Raw genomic sequence first — 24,845 nt, 5'->3', positions numbered from 1 at the left:
GGGCATCACGGCGCGAGTCCGAGTTCCATCTGATGCAGGGCCGTCTCGATGGCCTGGCTTTGCTCGGCGTCGAGCGCGTCGGCGCCAATGCTCGTCTCACGACGGTAGATCATCTCGCCATAAATGTTGGCCAGCGCGCGCGCCGACTGGCACAACGACCAGTGGCTGTCGGCGGCCTGACGGCCCGTCCAGTAGTTGATCGCCTGCTCGATTTCGGCGATGGAATAGTTGGCTTTCATGAGAGGTTCTGTCTCGCCGCGAAGTGGAATACTGTGATTATATACAGTAGACAAGAAATCGGTACGTTGCCCATGTCATGACCGGCATCGATCCAGATCGACTCGGGTCCGCGCATGCGTCGATTCTCAGGCGCGCGTTTCGGAACTGCAACACTTGATGCGAGGGCATCGCCACAAACGCTCCCGCATACCTCGACATTCATAACAAAATCAATCACTTACCAGTTCCGGCACGATATTGGCTTCAGCTTCGTGAAAACGCCGTGCAGCCGCTTGCCATGCTCGCCCTGCTCACGTTCCCAACGATCGCCCCGACGGAGCCGACCCATGCCGCCGAGACACGCTACGCCACAGGTTCTACCGGTTTTCCCATCCGCCGTGCGCCGCGTGATGCTGCTTCGGTTTGGCATCGTCGCACTCTGCGTGCTGATCGCATCCGGCGCACCACGGGTCCATGCCCAATCGGTGCCGCCCGCCGGCGCGGCACCCACCGATCCCTTTCATCAACCGTGTGTCGCCGTGCGCGCCTCGCCGGAAGCGTCCACCCCGGGAGGACGCGGTATGCGCCATGGCGTCGCCGCCCTTCGGACCGTCGCGACGATACCGGTTGCAGGACGCGTGGTACGCAAGCAATACGTCGACCTCGACAACCGCTGCGCAACACCGCCTGCGTTCGCGCCGACGCGCGATGTCGACGCAACCGCCACCTGGCATGTGGACGCCCCTGCAAGCGACATGCACGCGGCCGCCAAGCCTTCCGGGACACACACTTTGCGCGGTCTCGCGTCCTGAGCGGCGGCGCACGACGTTTGCTATCCTGCGTCTTTCGCACGCCCACGTCGTTGCGCCCCCAGAGTTTCCGGAACCTCAATGCCCGCCAACACGCCCAACAGGCCCAACAGGCCCAACACTTCCGACAAGTCGCGCGACACCCCCCGCTCGCCCGCCGACGGCATGCCTCCACCGGGCGCGCTGCCGCTCGCCTGGATCGGCTTGCTGGCCGCTGCCGCCTGGGTACTCAAAAGCCCTCATCCCACGTGGGCGGTCGGTGTGATGTGTCTTTGTGCAGGCCTGATCTCATCGTTCGGCGCACGTCGCCGCGCACGCAGGGCATGGCCCGCCTTCTTCACCGGTCTGCTCCCCGTCGGCGTCGCGCTGTTCTTCGCGTTGCTGATGTTGCGCCCGCTGCTTCGTTGACAACGCCTCGTCGAGTGTTCGTGTGGCTGGCAAGCCATGACCGGCGTGCCCTTCTCGTTACGTGCTCAACGACCGATGAGTTACCCACAGCTTCTGTGGATAACCCACTGGATAACCGAGCACTCGCCCGCCGAAACGCCCGCCGTTACACGCTGTCAAGAGGATTGCCCGTTTCAGCGTCAGCATTGGATAAATTTTTTAAGCTTGACGTTTCACCGCGCATCTGTGCGCAGGCAAAACCCTTTGACGTGACGCAAGCCTGCGGAAAATCCCGCCGCGATTCGTGTGAAAAGCGGGGTCCCCGCACGCATGGAAGGGTTCGCAGCACAAGCGAATCGGCCTATGATGGAATTGCGCGATACCTCGCCATGCATGACTTGGGATCCTCGCCGGATCCGCACGTCAGTGGCCGCTTCGCGTTCCAGTAACCCCGGGAGAACGTCTCGTATGACCCAATCCGACAAGCCGTCCGTTACCTCCGCCTCATCGCCTGTCGACGCGTCCACGACCGAAGCGGAGCGCGTCCATCTGGACGATCTGCTCGCGCGTCACTCGGTCACGGAAACGGTCGATCGCGCGTCCGTCATCGACTTGATCAACGAGTTGCGCTCGCCTGAAGTGAAAACGGCGGAAGACCGTGATCGGGTCGTCAAGGAAAGCCGCTTGTGGCGGGAAGTGTCGCACCGCGACACCGCCATTTCGCTGATCAATTCGCTCGCGCAGATGGCGCCGATCTTTCTGAACCAGATTCACTGGTGATGCCTGTCGCGCCGGCCGTCGCCGGCGCGATGCACCTTCTTTCGCTTCAATCCTGATTTGCACGCTTGCCGCGCCGATCCATTGATCTGGATTAACGTTGCTTGCGGACACCCTAGTGGGTGAGCGGCACCTTGCGCCGTGTGTGCCTTACAATGCGGGTCGCTTAAGCGCTTCCTGTTGACCCGACACCATGACGACCACGCTGAACACCCCGACCGACTTCAAGAACTGGATCTGCCTGATCTGCGGATGGATTTACAACGAAGCCGAAGGCGCACCGAACGACGGCCTCGCGGCCGGTACGCGCTGGGCCGACGTGCCCGCCGACTGGCGTTGCCCGGAATGCGATGTGGCGAAGGCGGATTTCGCGCTGTCCGAGTTCTGAGTGCGGTAGCGCCCGCCCACGGCGCGCCGAGGCTGGGCGCGACGTTCGCCCGATCGGTGCAAGCTCAGTGATGCCAGCCCCATCCGCGGCCCCGGCCGTGCCATCCGCGATCATATCCACCGCCGTAATAGCCGCCCGAAATCCCGAACGTCACGACCGGTGCGGGGGCGACCGCGTAGCCCGGCGCATAGCCATAACCGTCGTAATAGGCGTTGCCGTACGCCGGCGCGCCATAAGGCACGGCCACGCAACCGGCCATCATCACGGCGACGGCAGCGCCGCCCGCCAGCCAAAGTAAGCGTTTCACGATGAAGTCTCCCGCATGAGCTGTTCGAGTCGTGCGCGAAACGGATCGACGCCAGCCCTTCAACGGCTCGTCGAGCTTCGCAGCACCTGATTTGACTCATTAGACATGCGTTTTCCCGCGAAATGCACCTGAGGCACATCATCTTTGGTTACCAAATGTGACATCGGTAACCCTGCGGGCATGCGCCCCGGGCAGAGCGCTCGACGGGCGCCGGGCCCGTCCCATCAGAAAACCCAGCAGCGGTCGCGACCGGCGCGTTTGGCGCGGTACAACGCCATGTCGGCACGCTCGACCATGGTTGTCGGCGAGTCGTCGTCCTGCCACTCCGTGATGCCGAAACTCGCCGAGAAACGCAACGGCGGCTCACTGCCCTCTACAGATTCGCGCTTGCAGCGCTCGCGAATGCGGTCCGCCACGCGCAGCGCATCGCGCTCGCTCGCCCCCGGCAGCAGAATCGCGAACTCCTCGCCACCAATGCGGCCGATCAGGTCGTCGCCGCGCAACGTCGACGAGCACACCAGCACGAATCGGCACAGCACCTGATCGCCGATGGCATGCCCGTAGGTGTCGTTGATGGACTTGAATAGATCGAGATCGGCCACGATCAGACTCATCGGCTCGTTCTTGCGCTGCGTGCTCTCCAGCAACCGCTCGAAGCGATGGAAGAAGTAGCGTCGCGTCAGACTGCCCGTCAATTCGTCATAACTGGCTTCGAACGCCAGTTGATGATTGGCCGCGCGCAGCACCTCGTTCGACTGACGGGCTTCGCGATGCTTCACACGCTCACGCCAGTAAGTCCAGCCGGCGAGCGTCACGATGATGACGCCGCCCAGATACAGCAAAAAACATAACACCAGGTCCTTGGCATGCTCGCGCGTGAGCGCCTGCCAGGCGTCGACACCCTCCACCGCGTAGACGGTCAGGTCATTGCTCGAACTCGGACGCGACGTGATCACGAACGGCTTCCGGGACTCGTCGAATGCCGACATCCGCTCGAGCAATTCCTGAGGCACCCAGGCGTTCGAGCGACCGGGGGCGCGCTTGAACGGGGAGATGGGCATGCGCGCGAAATCGTCGTGCTGGTAAAGCGCCATGCGCTCGGCCTCGGATAGCGTCCCCAGCTTGCCATCGAGCATGAAATGATCCTCGAAACGCGGGTCGTTGGCCATGATGACCACGCCATTGCCGTCAACGATGAACGACTCTCCGCTGCCCACCCAGTGACGCAATCGCGTGAGTCCGATCTTGGTCATCACGACACCGATCAGCGCGCCCTCGCGATACACCGGCGCGCTGAAATAAAGGCCGGGTGCCTGATGCTCCCAGCCTGCGGCATAACTCTCGAAACGTCCGCCCAACAGGGCATTCGTGACATAGGGCATGTTGGCCACGGACTGCCCGATCGGCGACGGCTCATCGCGGAAATTGCTTGCGGCCACGCACACGCCATGAGCGTCGATCAGCCACACCCGGTCAACGCCGAAGTATCCCTGAGCGCCTTGCAGAAATTCGTTGGCACGATCCACGGTCTCGGGCGCCGGGGCGTCGCCCCCTGTCGCTCGCAGCACGTCACGCAGCAAGCCGACTTCCGCCAACGTGGCGGGGATGGCGCGCACCATCGCCAGATCCGTGTTGATGGCGTGAATCATGCCGTCGGCGACGCGGTCGGCCACCCTCTGCCCCGCGTCGACGCTCTGAGCGAGCTTGTCGCCGACCAGCGACGTGGCAGTCCTGTCCGCCGCCATCCAGCAGGCGACCAGCACGGCAACCGAGACGCTGGCGGCATAAAGCCAATGCCTAATCCTCATCCGAAAATCAAACGCTCGTTCTAATATTATTCGCTTCTTACGTTGGCGACGTATCCACTTCGTTCGTGTCGCGCTTCTGTCATTTCCCCGGACAGAAGCTCTGGTCGCGACTGACATCCTTAGTGCCAGCGAATTGCCGCCAATTCTGGTCTGCGCGTCGAACTCGTTCCCCCTTTTCCCCTTTCCCCCTTTTGCGATCCACGGCGTGTCGCGCCACGCGCCTCCGGACCCTGACGGCTCCACATTGTCCACCCCGACAACGGCAGCCGCCCCCGCTTTGCAGCGCGGTGCGCGGCGCACAGCCACGCGCTGATGCCGTCCGACTTCCTCATGACTACGACTGATTTTATCGCACGCCAACGATGAACTCGTACCGCCAAACATCAAATCACGAATTTACTACGATCACCTATTTAATCTATTAATTAGCTGAATACATCGCTTGTTCGCGTTGGTCAATTAGTCAGCTTTATTCGCAAATCCCCAAACGCGCGATGACCGAATCAATCTGTTCGATTTCCACCGGACGGGAGAATAGATAGCCCTGTGCGCACAGTGGCACGAAATGACGCAGCCAATCCAGTTGCCGCGCATTCTCGACGCCCTCGACAATCAGCTCGATACCCAGCGAACGCGCAATGTTGACGATGTTCGAAATCATCAGGCACGAACGTGACGAATCGGGAATCGACTCCACGAACGAGCGATCGACCTTGAGCGTGTCGACAGGAAAACGTGTCAGGTAGGACAACGACGAGTATCCGGTACCGAAATCGTCAAGCGCAATGCGCACCCCGGCGCGCTTGAACTGCTTGATCTTCATCTCCACGAGCGCCGGATTCTTGACCATGACCGACTCGGTGACTTCCAGCTCAAGTCGATTCGGCTCGACGGCGTACGCCCTCATGAGACGCTCGACCAGCTCGCCAATGTCGCCGCGCCAGAACTGCACCGACGAGACATTGACGGCCAGTCGCAGCGACGCCATCGGCGTACCTCGCCACGCCGCCAGTTGGCGGCACGCCTGCGTCAGCACGAACTCGCCGATGGCCACGATCTGTCCGGTCGTCTCCGCCAGGGGAATGAACTCGCCCGCGCTCAGCACGCCCCGTTCCGGGTGACGCCAGCGAATCAACGCCTCCATGCCGCGCACGCAATCGGACTCGAGCGCGACGATGGGTTGATAGGCGAGGAAAAACTCGCCGTTGACCAACGCCTGCTCCATTTGGCGCTCCCACACGACGAGCTGATGCGCCTGATACGTCATCTGCTGCGTATAGACGCGCACCACGCTCTTGCCGGCCTCCTTCGCGGAGTACATGGCGAGATCGGCCTTCTTGATAAGGTCGGCTTCGGTTTCCTCCGGCTTGGACCAGAAGGTCACCCCGATACTCGCGTGCAGCGCGAACGACGTGCCGTCCGCCACCATCGGCGCCTTGAGGGTGGCGAGCAGCGTCTCGCCCAGCGGCTCGGCGGCGTCGGTTGCGCCGTTGCCTGTGAGCAGCACCATGAATTCATCGCCGGCAAAGCGCGCCAACATGGCCTCTGGCGGCATGCGCGGGGCAAAGCGCTCGGCCACCTGACGGATGATCTCGTCACCCTGCGCATGACCCACCGTGTCGTTCACGCTCTTGAAATTATCGAGGTCGATGTGCAGCAGCGCCACCTTGCCGACCTGATCGGGCACGGACAGCGCGCGCCGCAACGCCTCCATGAGCGCGTAGCGATTGGGAAGTCCGGTGAGCGCGTCGAACGAAATCAGTCGCGTGAGCTGCTGATCCCGTCCGATCAGCCGCTGCATCAGGTAGGCGATGAGCACGAAGAACACGATGAGCGCGACCGACACGAAGGTGGCCATCGTCAAATAGACCCGCGCGACATGCCGATGCTCGGTCAGTGCTTCATCCAGCGACAGGCCGACCTGAACGGCTAGCGGATAGTCCCGCAGATGGCGGTATGCCACGATACGCTCGATGCCATCGACGGGATCACGCTGGATACCGGAACGGCGTTGCGCGGCCGAGAACGGCGGCAATTCCCCCGTGCCGGCGATGGCAACGCCGGCGCCGGTGCTGCGCGCGAGCATGGCATCGTCGTCGGCAATGACGGCGACCTCGCCGTATTGGCCGAGCACGGCGTTTGTGTAGAAGTCCGTGGTGAAGTAGTCGGGCGCCTGAGACACGACAACCACACCGGCGAAGCTACCGTCGGGATGATTGAGTCGCCGGCTGAACTGAAGCACCCACTTGCGCGACACGCGCCCAAGCACCGGATGACTGATGAACAGATTGTCGTTCGCCAGTTCCTGATGCACCCGGAAGTGCTCCCGGTCGGCGATGCTGACCCCAACGCCGCCGGCGATCGTCGTGGCCACGATCTTGCCGTTCGCATCGGCCAGACTCACCTGCACCATGAAGGGATCTTTGACCGTCCCTTCGGCGAGCGCCTGCGCCAGATCGAAGTGTCCGTGACGTCGCTCGTACTCGTATTTCACGAAACGGGTCAGTTGATCGACCTGACGGATGGCCCGCAACGTATGCTGCTCGAGTGCGGTCGTCACGGTCGACGCCGAGGCGGCCGCGTCGCGCAGAATTGCCTGACGTTCGATGGCGATGCGCCATAGCACCGCCGTCCAGACGAGAATCAGAATCAGGAGACCGAAAATCAGAATCGCGGCGATCGAGCGATGGGGCGTCATCCAACGCCCGTGTCGCGCTCCCGTTGTGCTCGGTTCCGCCATAGGTGGAGATCCTTTCAGCCTTTGTGCCAAAACGCGCAAAGATCGGTGTTGGCCCGGTCGTCAATAGGATCCAGCGGTCGTCGCCAACGGACGCCATGGTTTCCGGCAAGTGTAAGGCAATCGCGGCGCCCCCGGAAGTCGTTTGGCGTTTTCGTGTTCCGGCAGGGGGGCGCGAACACGGCCCCACCCCACGGCGTGCCATATGTCGGATTACGGACATTTCGGCGACCGCCGCACTAGGAGAATCCCGAAGTCCGAGGCACGGTTCGAGGCGCGCCCCAGCAGCCGAATGCCACGGGATGCGTCACATGCACTCGCTATCGCGTGGCTATGGGCATTGACAGCAAAAGAGAAGACAGTGCAAGCGCGCCAGGACCGCCACCACCGATGCGTACGCCTTGCTCAGGACTTGAGCAGATCGATGACCGCCTCCAGGCGGTGGCGCAAGTCAACCACGTCGAGGGTCGTCTCGGGTTCGGCCAATGCGGCCGACTCGCCTGCGTGCCCCGCAGCTGCGCGGGCGCCACGCGGCGTGTCGGCATCGAGGCGATTACGCGCACCATTGATGGTGAAGCCCTGCTCATAGAGCAACTCCCGGATACGCCGGATCAACAGGACTTCATGGTGTTGGTAGTACCGTCGATTACCGCGCCGCTTGACGGGGCGCAGTTGCGTGAACTCCTGCTCCCAATAGCGCAGTACATGCGGCTTGACGCCACACAGCTCACTCACCTCACCGATGGTGAAGTAACGCTTTGCGGGAATCGGCGGCAAGGCAACGTGATCCATCGCGGCGTTGGCGGAATGGGACGACGGTTAAACAGCGGAGGAAAGACCAGCGGCCGCCACAGAAAGCGGCGGCCGGGAATCACTTGCCCAGCACGCCTGATTCCACCATCGACTTGAGTTTCTGGCTGGCGTGGAAGGTCACCACCCGACGCGCGGCAATCGGAATCGCCTGGCCGGTTTTCGGATTGCGGCCGGGTCGTTGCGGTTTGTCGCGCAACTGGAAATTACCGAAGCCGGAGAGCTTGACGCTGTCGCCAGACTCAAGCGCATCGCGGATCGATTCAAAGAAGGCCTCGACCATATCCTTCGCTTCGCGCTTGTTCAGACCGACTTGCTCGAACAGCAACTCGGCCAGTTCGGCCTTGGTCAGCGTCGGCGCTTCGGTCGAGACCTCGTTCGTGTCGCTGCGACCCAGCGCGATGCGCTGCGCCGCGAGCATGGCTTCAAATTCACCAGGATTCATTTCGTTCATACGTCCCACGCGATGGCGATGACAGTGCGATAACCAACTCGCAAGCGGATGTTGACTGAGTTTCAGGCGCGCAAACGTGCGCCGAACCCTTCTACCCGTTGTACCAGTGCGTTGATGGCGCCCTGGACCGTCTCGTCTTGCAACGTACCCGAGGGGTCCTGCAGAGTAACACGAAACGCCACGCTTTTGTCCTGAGGCCCCAGCGAGCCCGAGGCTGCACCGGCCTTCGGACGGAACTCGTCGAACAGGCGAACCGATTGCACGACGCTGCATGCCGGATCGTCGTGACGCGCCGCCAGCATGGCGTCGATCAGCCCTTGCACCGGCTGCGCCTGATCCACCACCAGCGCGATGTCGCGCGTGACCGGCGGGAACTTCGAGATGTCCTCGTAGCTCGCGACGTCGCGCACCAGCAGCGCTTCCGCCTCGATCTCGAACAACACCGGCGCATGCGGCAGGTCGTACTTCTGTTGCCAGCGCGGATGCAGCTCGCCGATGATCCCGACACGCTTGCCATCGACCTCGATCGCCGCGCTGCGCCCCGGGTGCAAGGCCGGGTGCTCGGCCTTCACGAAGCGTGCCGTGCGCGGGGACAACAGCGCTTCGAGATCGCCCTTCACGTCGAAGAAATCGACCTGACGCGTTGCCGCGCCCCATTGCTCGTCGAGCACCGGGCCATAGGCCAGCGCCGCGACCGTGAGCGGCTGACGGTAACCACCAACGCTCAGTTCGCCCGAGGCGACCGTATTGTCTCGATGGTAAGTGCGGCCGATTTCGAATACGCGTACACGCGACGCCTTGCGGTTCAGGTTGTAGCGCGTGCTCGCGATCAGGCTGCCGATAAGCGTCGAGCGCATCACTGCCAGGTGGCTGGCGATCGGATTGAGCAGCTTGATGGGGTGATCGTTGCCGGCAAAATCGGCTTCCCACTCAACGTCGACGAAGCTGAAGCCAACCGTCTCGTGATAATCGCGCGCCGCCACGGCGTGACGCAACGCGTGTTGCGAGCGGCGGCCTTCCTGCGTCGGGCGCATTTCACTTGCAGCGACCGGCGGATTGGCCGGAATGCGATCGAAACCGTAGATGCGTGCAATCTCTTCGATCAGATCTTCTTCGATCTCGATGTCGAATCGATACGACGGCGGCGTGACGCTGAACACGCCATTCTGCAAGGTGAACGGCAGACCCAGGCGCGTGAAGATCGCGCTCATCTCCGCCTCGGAAACCGGCACACCCAGAATCTTGATGGCACGGGCGACGCGCAGGGTCACGGGCTGACGCTCGGGCAACTGTGCGATCTGGTCTTCAAGCGGACCGGCCTGGCCGCCGCAGATGTCCAGCACCAGTTGCGTGGCGCGCTCAAGCGCGCGCCCATTACCGGCGAAGTCTACGCCGCGCTCGAAGCGGTGCGAGGCATCGCTTGTGAAGTTGTACTTGCGTGCCCGGCCCTGAATCGCCTGCGGAAAGAAAAACGCGCCTTCGAGGAAGATGTTTTGCGTCTCAAGACCCGCCTTGGTCGAGTCGCCGCCCATGATGCCGGCGAGCCCGATCGGACCGCTGGCATCGGTGATGGCGAGCACGTTCTCGTCGAGCGTGACGGTCTGTTCGTTGAGCAGCTTGAGCGTTTCGCCCGCCCGCCCGAAGCGCACGTCGATCCCCCCTTGCAGGCGGTTCAGGTCGTAGACGTGCAGCGGCTGGCCCAATTCGAGCATCACGTAGTTGGTGATGTCGACCAGCGCAGAGATACTGCGCTGACCGGCGCGCTCAAGGCGCTCGACCATCCAGCGCGGCGACGCTGCGGCAGCATTCACATTGCGGATGATTCGGCCGCCGAAGCGACCGCAACCTTCCGGCGAGCTGATCCGCACCGGCAGCGTGTCGGCGATCGTCGCGGGCTGAGCGCCCTGCCCCGGCAAGTCCTTGAGCGGCGCGCCGGTAATGGCGGCCACTTCGCGGGCGATGCCCAGCAGCGACAGGCAATCCGCTTTGTTCGGCGTGAGCTTGACGACGAACACCGTGTCGTCGAGATCGAGATACTCGCGGATGCTCATGCCGACCGGTGCGTCGTCCGGCAGGATCATCAGACCGCCATGGTCTTCCGAGAGCTTCAGTTCGCGCGCCGAGCACAGCATGCCGAAACTCTGCACGCCGCGCAGCTTGCCGATCTTGATCTGGAATGGGGCGCCGCCGGCCTCGGCCGGGGGCAATGCCGCACCCACGGTCGCGCACGGCACCTTGATGCCCGGCGCCACGTTGGGGGCGCCGCACACGATGGTGAGCGTCTCGCCGGTACCGGCGTCGACCTGGCACACGTTCAGACGGTCGGCGTCCGGATGCCGGGCGACGTCGAGCACCTTGGCCACGACCACACCGGTAAACGGCGGGGCGACCGGGTCGGTTTCCTCGACTTCGAGCCCGGACATCGTCAGGGCATGCGCCAACGCGTCCGTCGACAAATCCGGGTCGACCAAGGTACGCAGCCACGATTCAGAGAATTGCATGGATCAGTTCGCTCGCAGTTAAGTCTTCACTTCCGAGAGCCCGGCGGCAGCGGCTTCGCGCGCCAGTCCGGGGCCGTCGGCATCGATTACATGAATTGGCGCAGGAAGCGCAGGTCGTTTTCGTAGAACAGTCGCAGATCCTGCACGCCGTAGCGCAGCATCGTCAGACGCTCCAGACCCGAACCGAACGCGAAGCCGATATAACGCTCCGGGTCGAGTCCCATGTTGCGCACGACCGTCGGATGCACCTGCCCCGAGCCCGAGATCTCCAGCCACTTGCCGGCGTTCTTGCCCGTTTCGAACTGCATGTCGATTTCAGCGGACGGCTCAGTGAACGGGAAATACGACGGGCGGAAACGCACCTGAATGTCGTCGCGTTCGAAGAACTTGCGCAGGAAATCGGTGTACACCCCCTTCAGGTCGGCGAAGCTGATGTCTTCGGCAATCCACAGGCCCTCGACCTGATGAAACATCGGCGAGTGCGTGGCATCCGAATCCACGCGATACGTACGGCCCGGCGCGATCACCTTGATCGGCGGCTTGTTCATGCGCGCGTAACGCACCTGCATCGGGCTCGTGTGCGTGCGCAGCAGCAACGGCTTGCCGGCGTCGTCGTTCCCTTCGATGTAGAACGTGTCTTGCATCGAGCGGGCGGGGTGGTTTTCCGGGCTGTTCAGCGCCGTGAAGTTGAACCAGTCGGTTTCGATTTCGGGGCCGTCGGCCACGTCGAACCCAATGGAACGGAAAATCTGTTCAACGCGCTCCCAGGTGGTAAGCACGGGGTGCAGGCTGCCAGCGCCCAGGCCTCGGCCGGGCAGCGTGACGTCGACGGCCTCGGCCGACAAGCGCGCGTCGAGCAGCGCGTCGGCCATGGCCTGGCGGCGCGCCTGCAGGGCGCCTTCGATCTGTTGCTTGGCCGCGTTGATCCGTGCGCCTTCATGCTTGCGCGCGTCGGGATCAAGCTTGCCGAGGCCCTTGAGCAACTCGGTCAGTTGGCCGGTCTTGCCGAGAAAGCGGGCTTTCTCGTTTTCCAGCGCGGCGGCGTCGGGAGCGGCGGCGAACGCACGCTGCGCTTCGCTGACGATAAGTTCCAGATCCATATGCTACAGACTCAAGTTAGGCGGTCGGAATGGCCGCAGATGCCAGCGAAAAAACCAGCGAAAAGGCATGCGAAAAACAAAAGGGGGCTCCGATGAGAGCCCCCTCCTGGCGAATGGCACGCGGTAAAGCGCGCGATACGCTAACTACAGCTTAGGCTGCGACGGCGGCTTTCACCTGGGCGACAATCGCGGCAAACGCCGGCTTGTCGTTGATGGCCATGTCGGACAGCACCTTGCGGTCGAGTTCGATCGAGGCCTTTTTCAGACCAGCGATGAACACGCTGTAGGTCATACCGTGCTGACGCACACCTGCATTGATACGCGCAATCCACAAGGCGCGGAACACGCGCTTCTTGTTACGGCGATCGCGATAGGCGTACTGCCCAGCGCGCATGACCGCTTGCTTGGCGATGCGGAAGACGTTATTGCGACGGCCGCGGAAACCCTTGGCAGCAGCGATGACTTTCTTATGGCGGGCCCGTGCGGTGACCCCACGTTTGACTCGAGGCATGTTTCTCTCCTATCTAAGTCGGGGTTTAAGCGAAGGGCAGCATTGCGCGTACGGAGTTCAGATCAGACTCATGAACGCCGACGGCACCGCGCAGGTGACGCTTATTCTTGGTGGTCTTCTTCGTCAAAATGTGACGCTTGAAAGCCTGACCACGCTTAACGGTACCGCCAGGACGCACGCGAAAGCGCTTCTTGGCACCGCTCTTGGTTTTCATCTTAGGCATGAAAAACTCCGAGTTTTTAACATGATCACAGGTGTGACGCCAAAATCGCGCCCCTTGTAGAACCCGAGACCACTTGTATTCAGGGTCAGACAGCACCCTGCATCACTGCCGCGGCCTTGCGGGCCACGGCGGCAATTCCTTGCAGCCCGGCGGTATCGATCGATACCGCCACGGCGTTACTTCTTCTTCGGCGCGATGACCATGATCATCTGACGGCCTTCCATCTTCGGCATCTGTTCCGGCTGGCCGACCTCTTCGAGATCGGACTTCAGACGTTCCAGCATGCGAGCGCCGATTTCCTGGTGAGCCATCTCACGGCCGCGGAAACGCAGCGTGATCTTGGTCTTGTCGCCTTCTTCGAGGAACCGCTTCAGATTGCGCAACTTGACGTTGTAGTCGCCGTCGTCGGTGCCAGGCCGGAATTTGACTTCCTTGATCTGAACAACCTTCTGTTTCAGCTTGTTCTCGTGCGCTTTCTTCTGTTCCTGATACTTGAACTTGCCATAGTCCATCAGGCGGCACACCGGCGGCTGCGCCTGCGGCGCGATTTCCACCAGATCTACGTCGGCCTCTTCGGACAGACGGAAAGCCTCGGCAAGTTTCAAGATGCCGAGCTGTTCACCGTCGACCCCGGTTAGACGCACTTCAGGCGCAGTGATTTCGCCATTGATGCGATGCGCTTTATCGGTAGCGATGTTGCTTATCCTCGAAAAAAACAAAAAATTTAGCCGCGCGGTCCGACAGGCGTTATTGGAACGTTGCGCATTCCTGCGCCAGACGTTCGATGAGCGCGTCAACGGGCATCACACCCAGATCCACGCCGCCACGGGCACGCACGGCTACCGTATTCGCTTCCTGCTCTTTGTCCCCTACGACAACAAGGTAGGGAACCTTCTGCAAGGAATGCTCGCGTATTTTATAGCTAATTTTCTCGTTGCGCAAATCGCTCCGAGCCCTAAGCCCTTGTTCTTTCAACTTTTTCGTTACTGCGTGGGCATAATCGGCCGTTTTTTCGGACACATTCAGCACAATGACCTGTTCCGGAGCGAGCCAGACGGGCATTGCACCAGCATGGTGCTCGATCAAAATGCCGATGAAACGCTCGAGCGACCCCAGGATGGCCCGGTGAAGCATGACCGGACGACGGCGGCCGTTGTCCTCCGCCACGTATTCGGCGCCCAGGCGCTCCGGCATCGAGAAATCGACCTGCATCGTGCCGCACTGCCATTGCCGGCCAAGCGCGTCCTTGAGCGTGTATTCGATCTTCGGGCCATAGAACGCCCCGTCGCCCTCCGCGATCACGAATTCGCAGTTTGAACGACGCAGCGACTCCATCAGCGCAAATTCAGCCTTGTCCCAGTTCTCGTTCGAACCCACACGATGCTCAGGGCGCGTCGCGACCTTGTAGATCATGTCGGTGAAGCCGAAATCCTTGTAGACGGCATGCAGCAGCGCCGTGTAATTCACGCACTCGTCGAGAATCTGGTCTTCCGTACAGAAAATGTGACCGTCGTCCTGCGTGAAGCCGCGCACGCGCATCAGCCCGTGCAAACCGCCCGACGGCTCATTGCGGTGACATTGGCCGAACTCGCCGTAGCGCAGCGGCAAATCGCGATAGCTGTGCAGCGCCGAGTTGTAAATCAGCACATGGCCCGGACAGTTCATCGGTTTGAGCGCATACGCGCGATTCTCCGATTCCGTCGTGAACATGTTGTCCTTGTAGTTCTCCCAGTGGCCCGACTTCTCCCAAAGCGCACGGTCGAGAATCTGCGGACCCTTCACTTCCTGATAACCGTTGTTGCGGTAGACGCGGCGCATGTACTGCTCGACCTGCTGCCAGAGCGTCCAGCCCTTCGGGTGCCAGAAAACGAGGCCGGGCGCCTCTTCCTGCATGTGGAAGAAGTCCAGCGCGCGGCCGAGCTTGCGGTGATCGCGCTTTTCCGCCTCTTCGAGCATGTGCAGATAAGCGTCCTGGTCTTCCTTTTTTGTCCAGGCCGTGCCATAAATGCGCTGAAGCTGCTCTTTCGTGGCGTCGCCGCGCCAGTAGGCGCCCGCCACCTTCATCAGCTTGAACACTTTGAGCTTGCCCGTCGACGGCACATGCGGCCCCCGGCAAAGATCGACGAACTTGCCTTCGCGATACAGGCCGATCTCGTCCGTCGCCGGAATCGATTCGATGATCTCGGCCTTGTACTTCTCACCCATCGACAGGAACAGACGCACGGCGTCGTCGCGCGAGAGCACTTCGCGCGTGACCGGCTCGTCTTTCCTGGCCAGCTCGTGCATCTTCTTCTCGATGGCATCGAGATCTTCCGGCGTGAAGGCGCGGTGGAACGCGAAGTCGTAGTAGAAGCCGTTTTCGATGACCGGGCCGATCGTGACCTGCGCTTCAGGGAACAACTCCTTGACGGCGTAGGCCAGCAAGTGAGCCGTCGAGTGACGAATGACGTCGAGGCCATCGGCGTCCTTGTCCGTGACGATAGCGAGACTCACATCGCGCTCGATCAGATAGGACGTATCGACCAGCTTGCCGTCGACGCGGCCGGCCAGGGCAGCCTTGGCCAGGCCCGTGCCGATCGAGCCGGCGACTTGCGCCACCGTGAGCGGGGCTTCGTACTGGCGTTGCGAGCCGTCAGGCAAACGTACCGAAATCATGTCGCACTCCCATGCGCAAAAGCATCACGCGCGGCCAACGCCACGCGGCAAAACCACGAAAAAAAACGGCCTCGACTGTCGTCGAGGCCGTCTCTTCATTCCTTGCATCCAGACGAAAAACACCCTCGACTTAACGTCGCACCTTCACCACTGTGAAAGTTCGGGCCGTCTTCAACATGAGTGTTTTCCAGCGTCTGTGTCTGCGGGGTCTCGCGGACTGTCATGCATCAAATTCGTTGGTAGGCTCGATTGGACTCGAACCAACGACCCCCACCATGTCAAGGTGGTGCTCTAACCAGCTGAGCTACGAGCCTACTACAAGAGAACGAGATTCTAGCAATATTTCAGCGAGTCGCCAAGCGAATATTGTGCCTGCCGCAAATGCCGATCACCGCCGCCGCGACGACATCACCCCCGCCACCCCGCCCAGTTGCGCCAGCGCGCGCTGCAACTGCCCGCCATCGCGCACTTCCACGGTGAACTGCATGAACGCCTGTGCCCCCCGCGACTGCGTGCTGACCCCGGTGACGTTGAGCTTTTCCCGTGAGAACACTTCGGAGATGTCGCGCAGCAATCCCTGACGATCGGTCGCTTCGATCTGGATATCCACCGGATACGCCGCCACGCCCCGCCCTTCGAGCACATCGGCCGACCACGCGGTCTGAATTACCCGCTCCGGCGCCCGCGCCTTCATGGCGTGAAAGCTCGTGCAATCCTGACGGTGGATCGATACCCCCTTGCCGCGCGTGACAAACCCCACGATCGGATCCGGCGGCGCCGGACGGCAGCACTTGGCCAGTTGCGTGAGCAACGCGCCGACGCCCACGACCAGCACGCCGCTCTTGGCCCCCTGCGTGACGCTGGTGTCGAGGCTCTTCTTCGCGACGAGCGTGTCCTCGTCGCGCGGCTCCGGCCCCGGCAAGTTGCCCGACAGCGCCTGCTCGACATGTCGCAGGCTGAACTCGTCCTTGGCAATCGACGCGTAAAGGTCATCCGGCGTCCGGAATCCGAGCCGAGCCGCCAGTTCCTCCAGATTGACCGACGTCTTGCCCTCGCGCTGCAACGTCTTGTCGATCAGCGTTCGGCCATGGGCGATCGTTTCTTCGAGATCGATGGTATTGAACCACTGACGCACCTTCTGGCGCGCCCGATGACTCTGCAAATACCCCAACTGCGTGTTGAGCCAATCGCGCGACGGGCCGCCCTGCTTGACCGTCACGATTTCGACCGTCTGCCCGTTCTGCAGCGGCGTATTGAGCGGCACCATCGCGCCGTCGACACGCGCGCCACGGCAACGATGCCCCAGCTCCGAGTGCAGGTGATACGCAAAATCGACCGGCGTCGCCCCCTGCGGCAACGCGATCACGCGCGCCTGCGGCGTGAGCACGTAGATATGATCGTCGATCGTCGCGCGCTTGAGCTGCGCCCACGGCTGCGCGGCCCCCTCGGTGCCCACCGTATCGGCCACATCGTCTTTCCACGCGAGCAACTGGCGCAGCCAGGCGATCTTCTCGTCGTAGGCCTCGTTCGCCGAAAACGCGCCGCCGTAGCCGCGCTGCCCCGCTTCCTTGTAGCGCCAGTGGGCCGCGATGCCATACTCGGCAAAGTGATGCATCTCATTCGTGCGTATCTGCACTTCGAATGCCCGCCCGTCATCGCCGATCACCACGGTGTGCAGCGACTTGTAGCCATTGGGCTTCGGACGCGAGATGTAATCGTCGAACTCTTTCGGAATCGGCTGCCACAGGTTGTGGACAATGCCCAGCACCGTGTAGCAATCCTTGATATCGTCGACGATCACGCGAAACGCGCGCACATCGTACAGTTCGGCGAAATCGACCGCCTTGCCGCGCATCTTCTTCCAGATACTGTAGATGTGCTTCGGCCGCCCGGACACTTCGGCCCTGACACCCGCGCGCGCCAGTTCGTCCTGAAGTCGCTGGATCGCTCCCTCGATGAACGTCTGACGCTCGACGCGTTTCTCTTCGAGCAGCTTGGCAATCTGCTTGTAAGTGACTGGCTCCAGGAAGCGGAACGCGAGGTCTTCGAGCTCCCACTTCAGTTGCCAGATGCCGAGGCGGTTCGCAAGCGGCGCGTAGATCTCGAGCACCTCGTGCGGCATCTCCTCAGGGGGCGCCTTCTTCTGCGCCGCATACCAGCGCAGCGATTGCAGACGCGACGCCAGCCGGATCATCACCACACGGATGTCTTGCGCAAACGCGAGCAGCATCTTGCGCAGCCCTTCGACCTGCGACTTGCGCTCTGCCGCGGCGTCGCGATCGCGCCCGTCGGTCGGCATGGCCTGCGCGGCACGCGAGCCCGCGCCCGAGAGCCGCTGCAACTTGCGCACGTCGATCACGAGCGCAGCCACTTCGGCGCCGAAGGTTTGGGTCAACGTGGTTTGGGGATCCGGCAGGAACTCGACGGCGGAGAAGAGCGCCGCGGCCTGATGCGTTGCCTCGTCCACGCGCAGCGTATCGAGAATCGCGAGCATGCCGCGTGCGTGCGCCATGATCGGCTCGCCGGACGAGAGCACATGCTCGCCGCACAGGGTCGTGGCGAACGCGAGCGCGTTCTCGAGCGTGGCGGGCAGGGGCACATCACCCACGCCCGGGGTCGAATTCCGGGCGTCGGGCGCCGTTGTCGAATTCGTGCCAGCGGAGGTCGGTGCTTGATGTTGGTTCATGTCGGAACATGGGGCGACGCGCGCCCCTGATGATACGGGTCGTGAGACTCAGCCTTCGCGCTGAGCCGCCACCACCACGATTTCTACAAGCATGGCAGGGTCGGCGAGCAACGCCTGCACAGTGGCACGCGGAGGTGCATTACCCGCCGGCACCCATTCGTCCCACACCTGGTTCATTTCGCCGAAATACTTCATGTCCGAAATATAGATCTGACAGGAAAGAATCAGCGACTTGTCGCTATTCGCCTCGGCGAGCAGGCGGTCGATATGCGCGAGTACCTGACGCGTCTGACCGACCATGTCCTGCGTGCGGTCATCCGGCGTCTGCCCTGCCAGATAAACGGTGCCGTTGTGCACCGCCATGTCCGACCAGCGCTTTTCGACGTAGAAACGTTGTACTGCCATGATGTAAGACTCCTCGTGTTCTTCGAACGTCGGACTTGTCGCCACACCCCGCCACCGGAGCGAGTGTCAGTCGGCAAATCCCTCAAAAAAACGGCGTGCGATCTCGATCTGATCCGCATGCACAAACGTCGGCGCGTGTCCCACGCCGGGTATTTCCACGGCGCGTGCGTGTTGCGCGAGCGCCAGCATTTGTTCGAGCGTCGCGCGAGAGAGCAGATCCGACTGCTCGCCGCGCACAATCAACAGGCGCCCGGAAAATGCCGCAAGCGACGCCCAGAGCATGCCCTCTCCCGCCGCTACGGCCTCGGGCGAAATCGCGGCAAATGCCGCTCCGAGCGACGGATCGTAACGCAACACATACCCATCGCCGTCGGCCTTGAGCAGCGGCTCGCACAATGCGCGCCATTCCTCCCGGGTATGCGGACCGAATGACGACGAGATCGACCAGAGGTAGTCGGCCCCCTCGTCGATCGATGCAAAACGCTTCGGCGTACCGACATATTGACCGATGCGTGCGAGCGCGGCGACATCGATGTGCGGTCCGACATCGTTGAGCAACAAATTGCGAATCGGCGTATCGGGCAAGCCCGCGAGGCCCATGCCGATCAACCCGCCCATCGAGGTGCCGAACCAGTCCACGGACGTCACGCCCAGGCGCGCAATCAACGTCACCATGTCGGAGACGTATTGCGGCACGACATAGCCTGCGGGATTGCGCAGCCACGACGACTGTCCGCGCCCAACCACGTCGGGACACACGACACGGTAGTCGTTTGCGAACGTCTTCGCCAGCACGTCAAAATCGCGACCGCATCGCGTCAGCCCATGCACGCACAACAGAACGCGCGGATTCTCCGGATCGCCCCATTCCGTGTACGCCATACGATGCAACCCGGAAGGGCTCAGGCACTGAACGTTCGACAGGCGCGGCGCGTAGCTCGACATGACAGACTCATCGGATCGGTTTCCAGAACCGAATTCTACCGCGCTTGCCGTCTACCTTTGCAGCGATGCCCGCAACACGGCGCGCGGCGTCGCGCAGAACCCGGATAGCGGCCGACTCACCGGCACCGCCAAAACAAAACGGGCGGGGAAATCCCCGCCCGCTTCGCCTTCCATCGGTCACCGGGTTCAACGGCCACGGCAACCCTCAGCAATACCGCGTGTCACACGCCCCTGGCATTCAGGCCACAAGAGACGACGGCCACGTCACCCACGCGTCAGACAGCGCTCGTGTCGAGCGGTGCCCCGGTCTTCTGCGAAATTTCTTCCTTCGTCACGCCCGGCGCGAGCTCGACCACCTTCAGACCGTCCGGCGTCACATCGATCACACCGAGGTCGGTGATGATGCGGTTGACCACGCCAAGGCCGGTCAGCGGCAGATCGCAGGCTTTCAGGATCTTGTGGGCGTCGCCCTTGGCAACGTGCTCCATGAGCACGACCACGCGACCGACACCGGCGACAAGATCCATTGCGCCGCCCATGCCCTTGATCATCTTGCCCGGGATCATCCAGTTCGCGAGGTCGCCTTTTTCGCTGACCTGCATCGCCCCGAGGATTGCCAGATTGATGTGGCCGCCACGGATCATCGCGAACGAGTCCGCCGACGAGAAGATCGACGAACCCGGTAGCGTCGTCACCGTTTGCTTGCCCGCGTTGATCATGTCTGCATCGACTTCGTCCTCGGTCGGGAACGGGCCGATACCGAGCAGGCCGTTCTCCGATTGCAGCCAGACTTCCATGCCGTCGGGCACATGGTTCGCCACCAGCGTGGGCAAACCGATGCCGAGGTTCACGTAAAAGCCGTCTTCCAGCTCTCGCGCCGCGCGCGCAGCCATTTCGTCACGATTCCATGCCATGGTTATCTCCTTGATCTCGGCGCTTACTTGGCACGAACCGTGCGTTGTTCAATGCGTTTTTCCGGATGCGCGTTCAGCACGATGCGCTGAACGAAGATGCCGGGCAGGTGCACGTCGTCCGGGTCGATCGAACCGGTGTCGACCAGTTCCTCGACTTCGACGATGGTGATCTTGCCGGCCATGGCCGCCACCGGGTTGAAGTTGCGGGCGGTGCGATTGAACACGAGGTTGCCCGCGCGATCCGCTTTGGCGGCCTTCACGAGCGCGATATCGGCGCGCAGCGAGCGCTCCATGACGTACGTCTCGCCGTCGAATTCACGGATTTCCTTGCCTTCGGCGACTACCGTACCCACGCCCGTCTTCGTGAAGAACGCCGGAATGCCTGCGCCACCGGCGCGCAGTTTTTCGGCCAGCGTGCCCTGCGGGGTGAATTCGAGCTCGAGTTCGCCCGCCAGATATTGGCGCTCGAACTCCTTGTTCTCGCCAACGTACGACGAAATCATCCGCTTGATCTGACGCGTCTCGAGCAGCAAACCCAGACCGAAGCCGTCCACGCCGGCGTTGTTGCTGATACAGGTGAGCCCCTTGACGCCCGAGTCGCGCAACGCGGCGATCAGGGCCTCGGGAATGCCACACAGGCCGAAGCCGCCGACAGCGAGCGTTTGCCCGTCTGCGACAACATCGGCGAGCGCCTCCTTGGCGCTGGCGTATACCTTGTTCATCGTGTGTCCCTTTCCCTCGGTTGAGAATTGAAATTATGTCGCGCGCTTGCGCGTCGCGAGGCTTGCGTCGCCCCTTGAATCACCGTGGCCACGCACCTCATGCAATCATAGAGCTTACGGTGCCGGGCAAATCGGGCACAATACGTGAAATTACATATCTCCTTGCGCGCCGGGCCATAACACGCGATCCACCGGCACGCGCCCAGACAGGATCTGCGCCGCTCCCCCATGCCGACGTTCGACTACCAGACCGCTTTTCACATCGCGCCCGTCGGCCTGGTCATTTCGCGCCAGCGCATCATCGAGGACTGCAATCGACAGCTTGGCAAGATCTTCGGCTACGAGCCCGAGGCCTTGATCGGTCAGTCGTTCCAGGTGCTGTATCCGTCCCCCAAGGAGTTCGAGCGCATTGGCGAGCGCATTCCGCCGATCATGAGCGCGCAGGGCGTCTATGCTGACGAGCGCATCATGCGCCGGGCCAGCGGCGAGCTTTTCTGGTGCCACGTGACGGGTCGCTCGCTCGATGTGAAAGACCCGCACGCCGCCGGCCTCTGGACCTTTGAGGACATGTCGGCCACACGTCGCGTCGCCGTGGCACTGACCGCTCGCGAGCGCGAAATCGCGGCACAACTCGTGCAGGGCAAGACGAGCAAGCAGATCGGCAAGATTCTCGACATCAGCCCGCGTACCGTCGACATCTACCGCGCCCGCCTGATGCAGAAGTACGGCGCCGGCACGGCGACCGAACTCGTTCAGCGACTCCTCGGCAACTGAGCAACGCCAGGGGGCAGGCCGCGCCCCCCTTCCCGCTTCATCGAAACAAGCCTCAAGCCATCAGCGCGCGCACCGCTTCCGGCAGCGGCACCGACTTTTCCGCTTTGTAGTTGACCCAAACGATCTTCGCACCGCCCTCGGCGACAAGGACATCCGGCGTATCGACGCGGCGCAGCTCAAAACGTGTGTCGACGCTGCTTCGGCCCAGCGCGCCCACCGACATGCGGCAATCGATATCGCCGGGATAGCGCAACTGACGCAAGAACGTCATGTTCGCGTTGATGATCACCGGCCCCTCGCCCGTCGAGCTTTCTTCCGACGCGATATCGAGCGACTCCAGCCACGAGATACGGACCTGCTCCATGTAGCGGAAGTAGACGGTGTTATTCACATGCCCGAAGGCATCCATATCGCCCCAGCGAATGGGCATGCTCATCCGAAAGACTTCTTTGTATTCTGACGACACTGCAAATTCCCCATATTGAAAATCGACGCCCTGCCGCGTAGTGACAGGACGTCATGGGGAGAAAGTGTAGCGCGTCGGAGCGTTCGGTGTGCGTCAACCCTCGGCGAATAGCGACGAGCGGCTGCCATTTCAGAATCGCGTGAGACCACCGCCACAGACATTTCCGACGCGAGCCGGGACAACTACTTGCGCGCGCCGGCGTCGTGCGTCTTGGCGATCGTTGCCTCGTCTTTCACGGCGGCTTCGGCCTTGTCGACCAGATCGCGCCCGACCAGCACTTTCCATTTCGCATAGACGGGGCGCGTCGCGTCGACAAAGCGCTGGCGTTGTTCCGGCGTGAGTCGCGTGACCTTCACGCCGCGCGCTGCCAGATCGTCCCACGCGGCATTCTCGCCGCGCATCGCGTCTTCTCTTGCGAGCGTCACTTCGAATCGCGCTGCCTCGATCGCTGCGTCGCGAACGATGTCGCGATCCTGCGGCGACCAGCTATCCCAGACCTGTCGGTTGACGGAGAACACGATGGGATCGGCGACGTAATCCCACACCGTGATGAAGCGCTGTCCCAACGTATCGAGCCGCACATTGTTGAAGACCGTGATCGGATTTTCCTGGCCGTCGATCTTGCGTGCGCGCAGCGCGCGCACCGCATCGTTCCACGTCATCTGAGTCGGCACGGCGCCCAATGCCGTGAAGATGTCGTTGAACAGCAATGACCCGACAACACGGAAACGCAGGCCGCGCATGTCCTCCGGCGCACGGATCGACCGGCGAGAGTTGCTCAGTTGCCGAAAGCCATTCTCGCCCCACGCCAGCGGTACGACGCCCTGCTCTTCCACGCGGCGAAACAGCTCGCGCCCGACGTCGCCCTGCGTCAGGGCATCAAGAGAACGACAGCCACGCAGCAGGAATGGCAGGGAGAAAACATTGAATTCGGGTATCGCGGACGACCAGTTGATCGTCGAGCCGACCGCCATGTCGATCACGCCCTGACGCAATGCGGAGAATTCGCGCGTCTGGTCGCCGCCCACGAGCGAGGCGCCTGTGTGCAGTCGAATGTTGATGCGCCCACGCGTACGCTCGCGCACCATGTCCGCCCAAAGTTGCGTGCCTTTGCCCCAGGGCGTGCCGGCATCGGGCATGATCGACAGCGAGTATTCAGCCTTGTAGGGCTGCGCGGCCACCGGCAGCGCGATTGCGGCGAGGGCGAGCGCGACGCCGACGAGCGCCCGCCAGCCTTGATTCAACATGATGTCCTCAAGATGTTTCGGGATCCGACGTCAACGCGACGTCCTTCAAGACCCCATTAGCACCCGAGAATTATGCGCTTGTCTCCGCTACGCTGACTGCCTCGGACAATCCCGGATTGCCGCATTGCAGCGCGCCTGCCCAATTCCCCAAATCGCCGTGGCACAAGGCCTGACGAGGCTCAGCCGACTGCCAGCCCATCGTCGATCGTCATGATCGACCCGTTGATAAACCTGGAATCGTCTGAGGCGAGAAGCAGAATCAGCCCGTCCAGATCGCTCGGTTCGCCGACGCGTTGGCGGGGCAGCATCTGAACGAGCTTGCGACCGGCGTCGGTCTGCCAATGTTCGTGGTTGATCTCGGTGTCGATATAGCCCGGACACAACGCATTGACATTGATGTTGTAACGCCCCCATTCGAGTGCCATCGCGCGGGTCATGTGGATGACCGCCGCCTTGCTCACGCAGTACACGCCGAGCATGGAAATCGCGCGCTGCCCGGCCACCGACGCCACATTGATGATCCGGTGCTGGCGCTGCGGGTCGCCCTTTGCCCGCCGAATCATGCGCTTGGCGACTTCCTGCGCCACGAAAAAGGTGCCGCGCGTGTTGGTGTTCAGGACGTAGTCGTAGTCCTGGGGCGTAACGTCGACCAGACGCTGCTGGGTCGACACACCGGAGTTGTTGATCAGAATATCAATGGCCCCCGCCTCGGTCTCGGCATGGGCCACCCCGGCGCGAATGCTGTCGTAGTCGGTCACATCGAGGGGAACGACGTGCGCCGCACCGCCTTGCGCCTCGATCTCCGCCCTCAATTCCTTGAGCCGCTCGACACGCCGGCTGGCCAGCACGACCTTTGCCCCGGCCTGGGCCAGCACCTTGGCAAACTGCATGCCAAGTCCGCTCGAGGCCCCCGTCACCATCGCCACTTTCCCTTCGAGATTCAGCGAACGCCCCATCGTCTTCTCCCTCGAGCCTGGACACCCATTGAACAACGGCGGCG

General features: G+C 62.3%; 25 protein-coding genes and 1 tRNA gene. 5 read left to right on the top strand and 21 right to left on the bottom strand.

Translation table 11 applies throughout. The features are described 5' to 3' along the window. Positions 1 to 5: 5 nt before the first annotated feature. Complete coding sequence (locus PCE31107_RS08655; RefSeq protein ID WP_150607771.1) at positions 6 to 239, bottom strand: DUF3717 domain-containing protein; 234 nt, start codon at positions 237 to 239, stop codon at positions 6 to 8. A 327-nt stretch (positions 240 to 566) separates the two neighbouring features. On the opposite strand from PCE31107_RS08655, the gene PCE31107_RS08650 reads away from it, so the two are divergent. The 4 genes from PCE31107_RS08650 (at position 567) to PCE31107_RS08635 (ending at position 2,580) form a co-directional block, all read left to right on the top strand. Continuing rightward, positions 567 to 1,031 (top strand): hypothetical protein, encoded by a 465-nt coding sequence (locus PCE31107_RS08650; protein ID WP_150607770.1) that lies wholly within the window; start codon positions 567 to 569, stop codon positions 1,029 to 1,031. Positions 1,032 to 1,109: 78 nt separating this feature from the next. Beyond that, positions 1,110 to 1,436: a hypothetical protein gene (locus PCE31107_RS08645; RefSeq protein ID WP_150607768.1), complete on the top strand. Its 327-nt coding sequence runs from the start codon at positions 1,110 to 1,112 to the stop codon at positions 1,434 to 1,436. A 447-nt stretch (positions 1,437 to 1,883) separates the two neighbouring features. Continuing rightward, complete coding sequence (locus tag PCE31107_RS08640) at positions 1,884 to 2,195, top strand: hypothetical protein (protein ID WP_017233331.1); 312 nt, start codon at positions 1,884 to 1,886, stop codon at positions 2,193 to 2,195. A 190-nt stretch (positions 2,196 to 2,385) separates the two neighbouring features. Further along, positions 2,386 to 2,580 carry a rubredoxin gene (locus PCE31107_RS08635; RefSeq protein WP_130026263.1) on the top strand — a complete coding sequence of 65 codons (195 nt, stop codon included), beginning with the start codon at positions 2,386 to 2,388 and terminating at the stop codon, positions 2,578 to 2,580. Between the two features lie 64 nt (positions 2,581 to 2,644). Here the strand turns inward: PCE31107_RS08635 and PCE31107_RS08630 are convergent, their stop codons facing one another. The 17 genes from PCE31107_RS08630 to PCE31107_RS08550 all read right to left on the bottom strand — a co-directional run bounded on the left by PCE31107_RS08630 (position 2,645) and on the right by PCE31107_RS08550 (position 21,358). Continuing rightward, on the bottom strand, positions 2,645 to 2,887 hold the full coding sequence (locus PCE31107_RS08630; protein ID WP_240755986.1) for a hypothetical protein: 243 nt from the start codon (positions 2,885 to 2,887) through the stop codon (positions 2,645 to 2,647). Positions 2,888 to 3,111: 224 nt separating this feature from the next. After that, positions 3,112 to 4,695 carry a sensor domain-containing diguanylate cyclase gene (locus tag PCE31107_RS08625; RefSeq protein WP_165385312.1) on the bottom strand — a complete coding sequence of 528 codons (1,584 nt, stop codon included), beginning with the start codon at positions 4,693 to 4,695 and terminating at the stop codon, positions 3,112 to 3,114. Positions 4,696 to 5,164: 469 nt separating this feature from the next. Continuing rightward, positions 5,165 to 7,393 (bottom strand): bifunctional diguanylate cyclase/phosphodiesterase, encoded by a 2,229-nt coding sequence (locus PCE31107_RS08620; protein WP_150607765.1) that lies wholly within the window; start codon positions 7,391 to 7,393, stop codon positions 5,165 to 5,167. A gap of 444 nt (positions 7,394 to 7,837) precedes the next feature. Beyond that, entirely contained in the window at positions 7,838 to 8,224 is a 387-nt protein-coding gene (locus PCE31107_RS08615; RefSeq protein WP_130026266.1) for a MerR family transcriptional regulator, read from the bottom strand. 79 nt (positions 8,225 to 8,303) lie between these two features. After that, on the bottom strand, positions 8,304 to 8,696 hold the full coding sequence (locus PCE31107_RS08610) for an integration host factor subunit alpha (protein WP_017233325.1): 393 nt from the start codon (positions 8,694 to 8,696) through the stop codon (positions 8,304 to 8,306). 62 nt (positions 8,697 to 8,758) lie between these two features. Continuing rightward, a complete protein-coding gene (gene pheT, locus PCE31107_RS08605; protein ID WP_150607764.1) occupies positions 8,759 to 11,197 on the bottom strand; it encodes a phenylalanine--tRNA ligase subunit beta in 2,439 nt (812 codons plus the stop codon). Between the two features lie 86 nt (positions 11,198 to 11,283). Continuing rightward, positions 11,284 to 12,297 (bottom strand): phenylalanine--tRNA ligase subunit alpha, encoded by a 1,014-nt coding sequence (gene pheS / locus PCE31107_RS08600; protein WP_017233323.1) that lies wholly within the window; start codon positions 12,295 to 12,297, stop codon positions 11,284 to 11,286. A gap of 151 nt (positions 12,298 to 12,448) precedes the next feature. Then, complete coding sequence (gene rplT, locus PCE31107_RS08595) at positions 12,449 to 12,808, bottom strand: 50S ribosomal protein L20 (RefSeq protein WP_010806048.1); 360 nt, start codon at positions 12,806 to 12,808, stop codon at positions 12,449 to 12,451. A gap of 25 nt (positions 12,809 to 12,833) precedes the next feature. Beyond that, positions 12,834 to 13,031, bottom strand: a complete 198-nt coding sequence (rpmI, locus tag PCE31107_RS08590) for a 50S ribosomal protein L35 (RefSeq protein WP_010806049.1) — start codon at positions 13,029 to 13,031, stop codon at positions 12,834 to 12,836. Between the two features lie 176 nt (positions 13,032 to 13,207). Beyond that, positions 13,208 to 13,750: a translation initiation factor IF-3 gene (gene infC, locus PCE31107_RS08585; protein ID WP_017233321.1), complete on the bottom strand. Its 543-nt coding sequence runs from the start codon at positions 13,748 to 13,750 to the stop codon at positions 13,208 to 13,210. 28 nt (positions 13,751 to 13,778) lie between these two features. Next, positions 13,779 to 15,686, bottom strand: a complete 1,908-nt coding sequence (gene thrS / locus PCE31107_RS08580) for a threonine--tRNA ligase (RefSeq protein ID WP_130026267.1) — start codon at positions 15,684 to 15,686, stop codon at positions 13,779 to 13,781. A 237-nt stretch (positions 15,687 to 15,923) separates the two neighbouring features. Further along, positions 15,924 to 16,000, bottom strand: a tRNA-Val gene (locus PCE31107_RS08575). A 74-nt stretch (positions 16,001 to 16,074) separates the two neighbouring features. Beyond that, positions 16,075 to 18,372, bottom strand: a complete 2,298-nt coding sequence (locus tag PCE31107_RS08570; RefSeq protein WP_281352563.1) for a RelA/SpoT family protein — start codon at positions 18,370 to 18,372, stop codon at positions 16,075 to 16,077. A 48-nt stretch (positions 18,373 to 18,420) separates the two neighbouring features. Continuing rightward, positions 18,421 to 18,777 (bottom strand): RidA family protein, encoded by a 357-nt coding sequence (locus tag PCE31107_RS08565; RefSeq protein ID WP_017233318.1) that lies wholly within the window; start codon positions 18,775 to 18,777, stop codon positions 18,421 to 18,423. Between the two features lie 66 nt (positions 18,778 to 18,843). Further along, the gene (locus PCE31107_RS08560; protein ID WP_150607763.1) at positions 18,844 to 19,722 is read right to left on the bottom strand and encodes an alpha/beta fold hydrolase; all 879 of its coding nucleotides are present in this window, start codon (positions 19,720 to 19,722) and stop codon (positions 18,844 to 18,846) included. Between the two features lie 275 nt (positions 19,723 to 19,997). Continuing rightward, positions 19,998 to 20,636 (bottom strand): CoA transferase subunit B, encoded by a 639-nt coding sequence (locus PCE31107_RS08555; protein WP_017233316.1) that lies wholly within the window; start codon positions 20,634 to 20,636, stop codon positions 19,998 to 20,000. 23 nt (positions 20,637 to 20,659) lie between these two features. Beyond that, positions 20,660 to 21,358 (bottom strand): CoA transferase subunit A, encoded by a 699-nt coding sequence (locus PCE31107_RS08550; protein WP_017233315.1) that lies wholly within the window; start codon positions 21,356 to 21,358, stop codon positions 20,660 to 20,662. Positions 21,359 to 21,586: 228 nt separating this feature from the next. Between PCE31107_RS08550 and PCE31107_RS08545 the strand changes: the two genes are divergently transcribed. Continuing rightward, positions 21,587 to 22,132, top strand: a complete 546-nt coding sequence (locus PCE31107_RS08545) for a PAS and helix-turn-helix domain-containing protein (RefSeq protein WP_130026269.1) — start codon at positions 21,587 to 21,589, stop codon at positions 22,130 to 22,132. Positions 22,133 to 22,184: 52 nt separating this feature from the next. Here PCE31107_RS08545 and PCE31107_RS08540 read toward each other — a convergent pair whose 3' ends face one another. The 3 genes from PCE31107_RS08540 to PCE31107_RS08530 form a co-directional block, all read right to left on the bottom strand. Beyond that, on the bottom strand, positions 22,185 to 22,598 hold the full coding sequence (locus PCE31107_RS08540; RefSeq protein ID WP_281352562.1) for an acyl-CoA thioesterase: 414 nt from the start codon (positions 22,596 to 22,598) through the stop codon (positions 22,185 to 22,187). Between the two features lie 182 nt (positions 22,599 to 22,780). After that, positions 22,781 to 23,845: a TRAP transporter substrate-binding protein DctP gene (gene dctP, locus PCE31107_RS08535; RefSeq protein WP_130026271.1), complete on the bottom strand. Its 1,065-nt coding sequence runs from the start codon at positions 23,843 to 23,845 to the stop codon at positions 22,781 to 22,783. Positions 23,846 to 24,024: 179 nt separating this feature from the next. Then, positions 24,025 to 24,801 carry an SDR family oxidoreductase gene (locus PCE31107_RS08530; protein ID WP_130026272.1) on the bottom strand — a complete coding sequence of 259 codons (777 nt, stop codon included), beginning with the start codon at positions 24,799 to 24,801 and terminating at the stop codon, positions 24,025 to 24,027. Between the last annotated feature and the right edge of the window lie 44 nt (positions 24,802 to 24,845).

This window comes from Pandoraea cepalis, from assembly GCF_902459625.1.
GTDB lineage: Bacteria > Pseudomonadota > Gammaproteobacteria > Burkholderiales > Burkholderiaceae > Pandoraea > Pandoraea cepalis.
The sequence above is the reverse complement of the archived record's forward strand: the minus strand, read 5'-3'. Positions and strand labels throughout refer to the sequence as shown.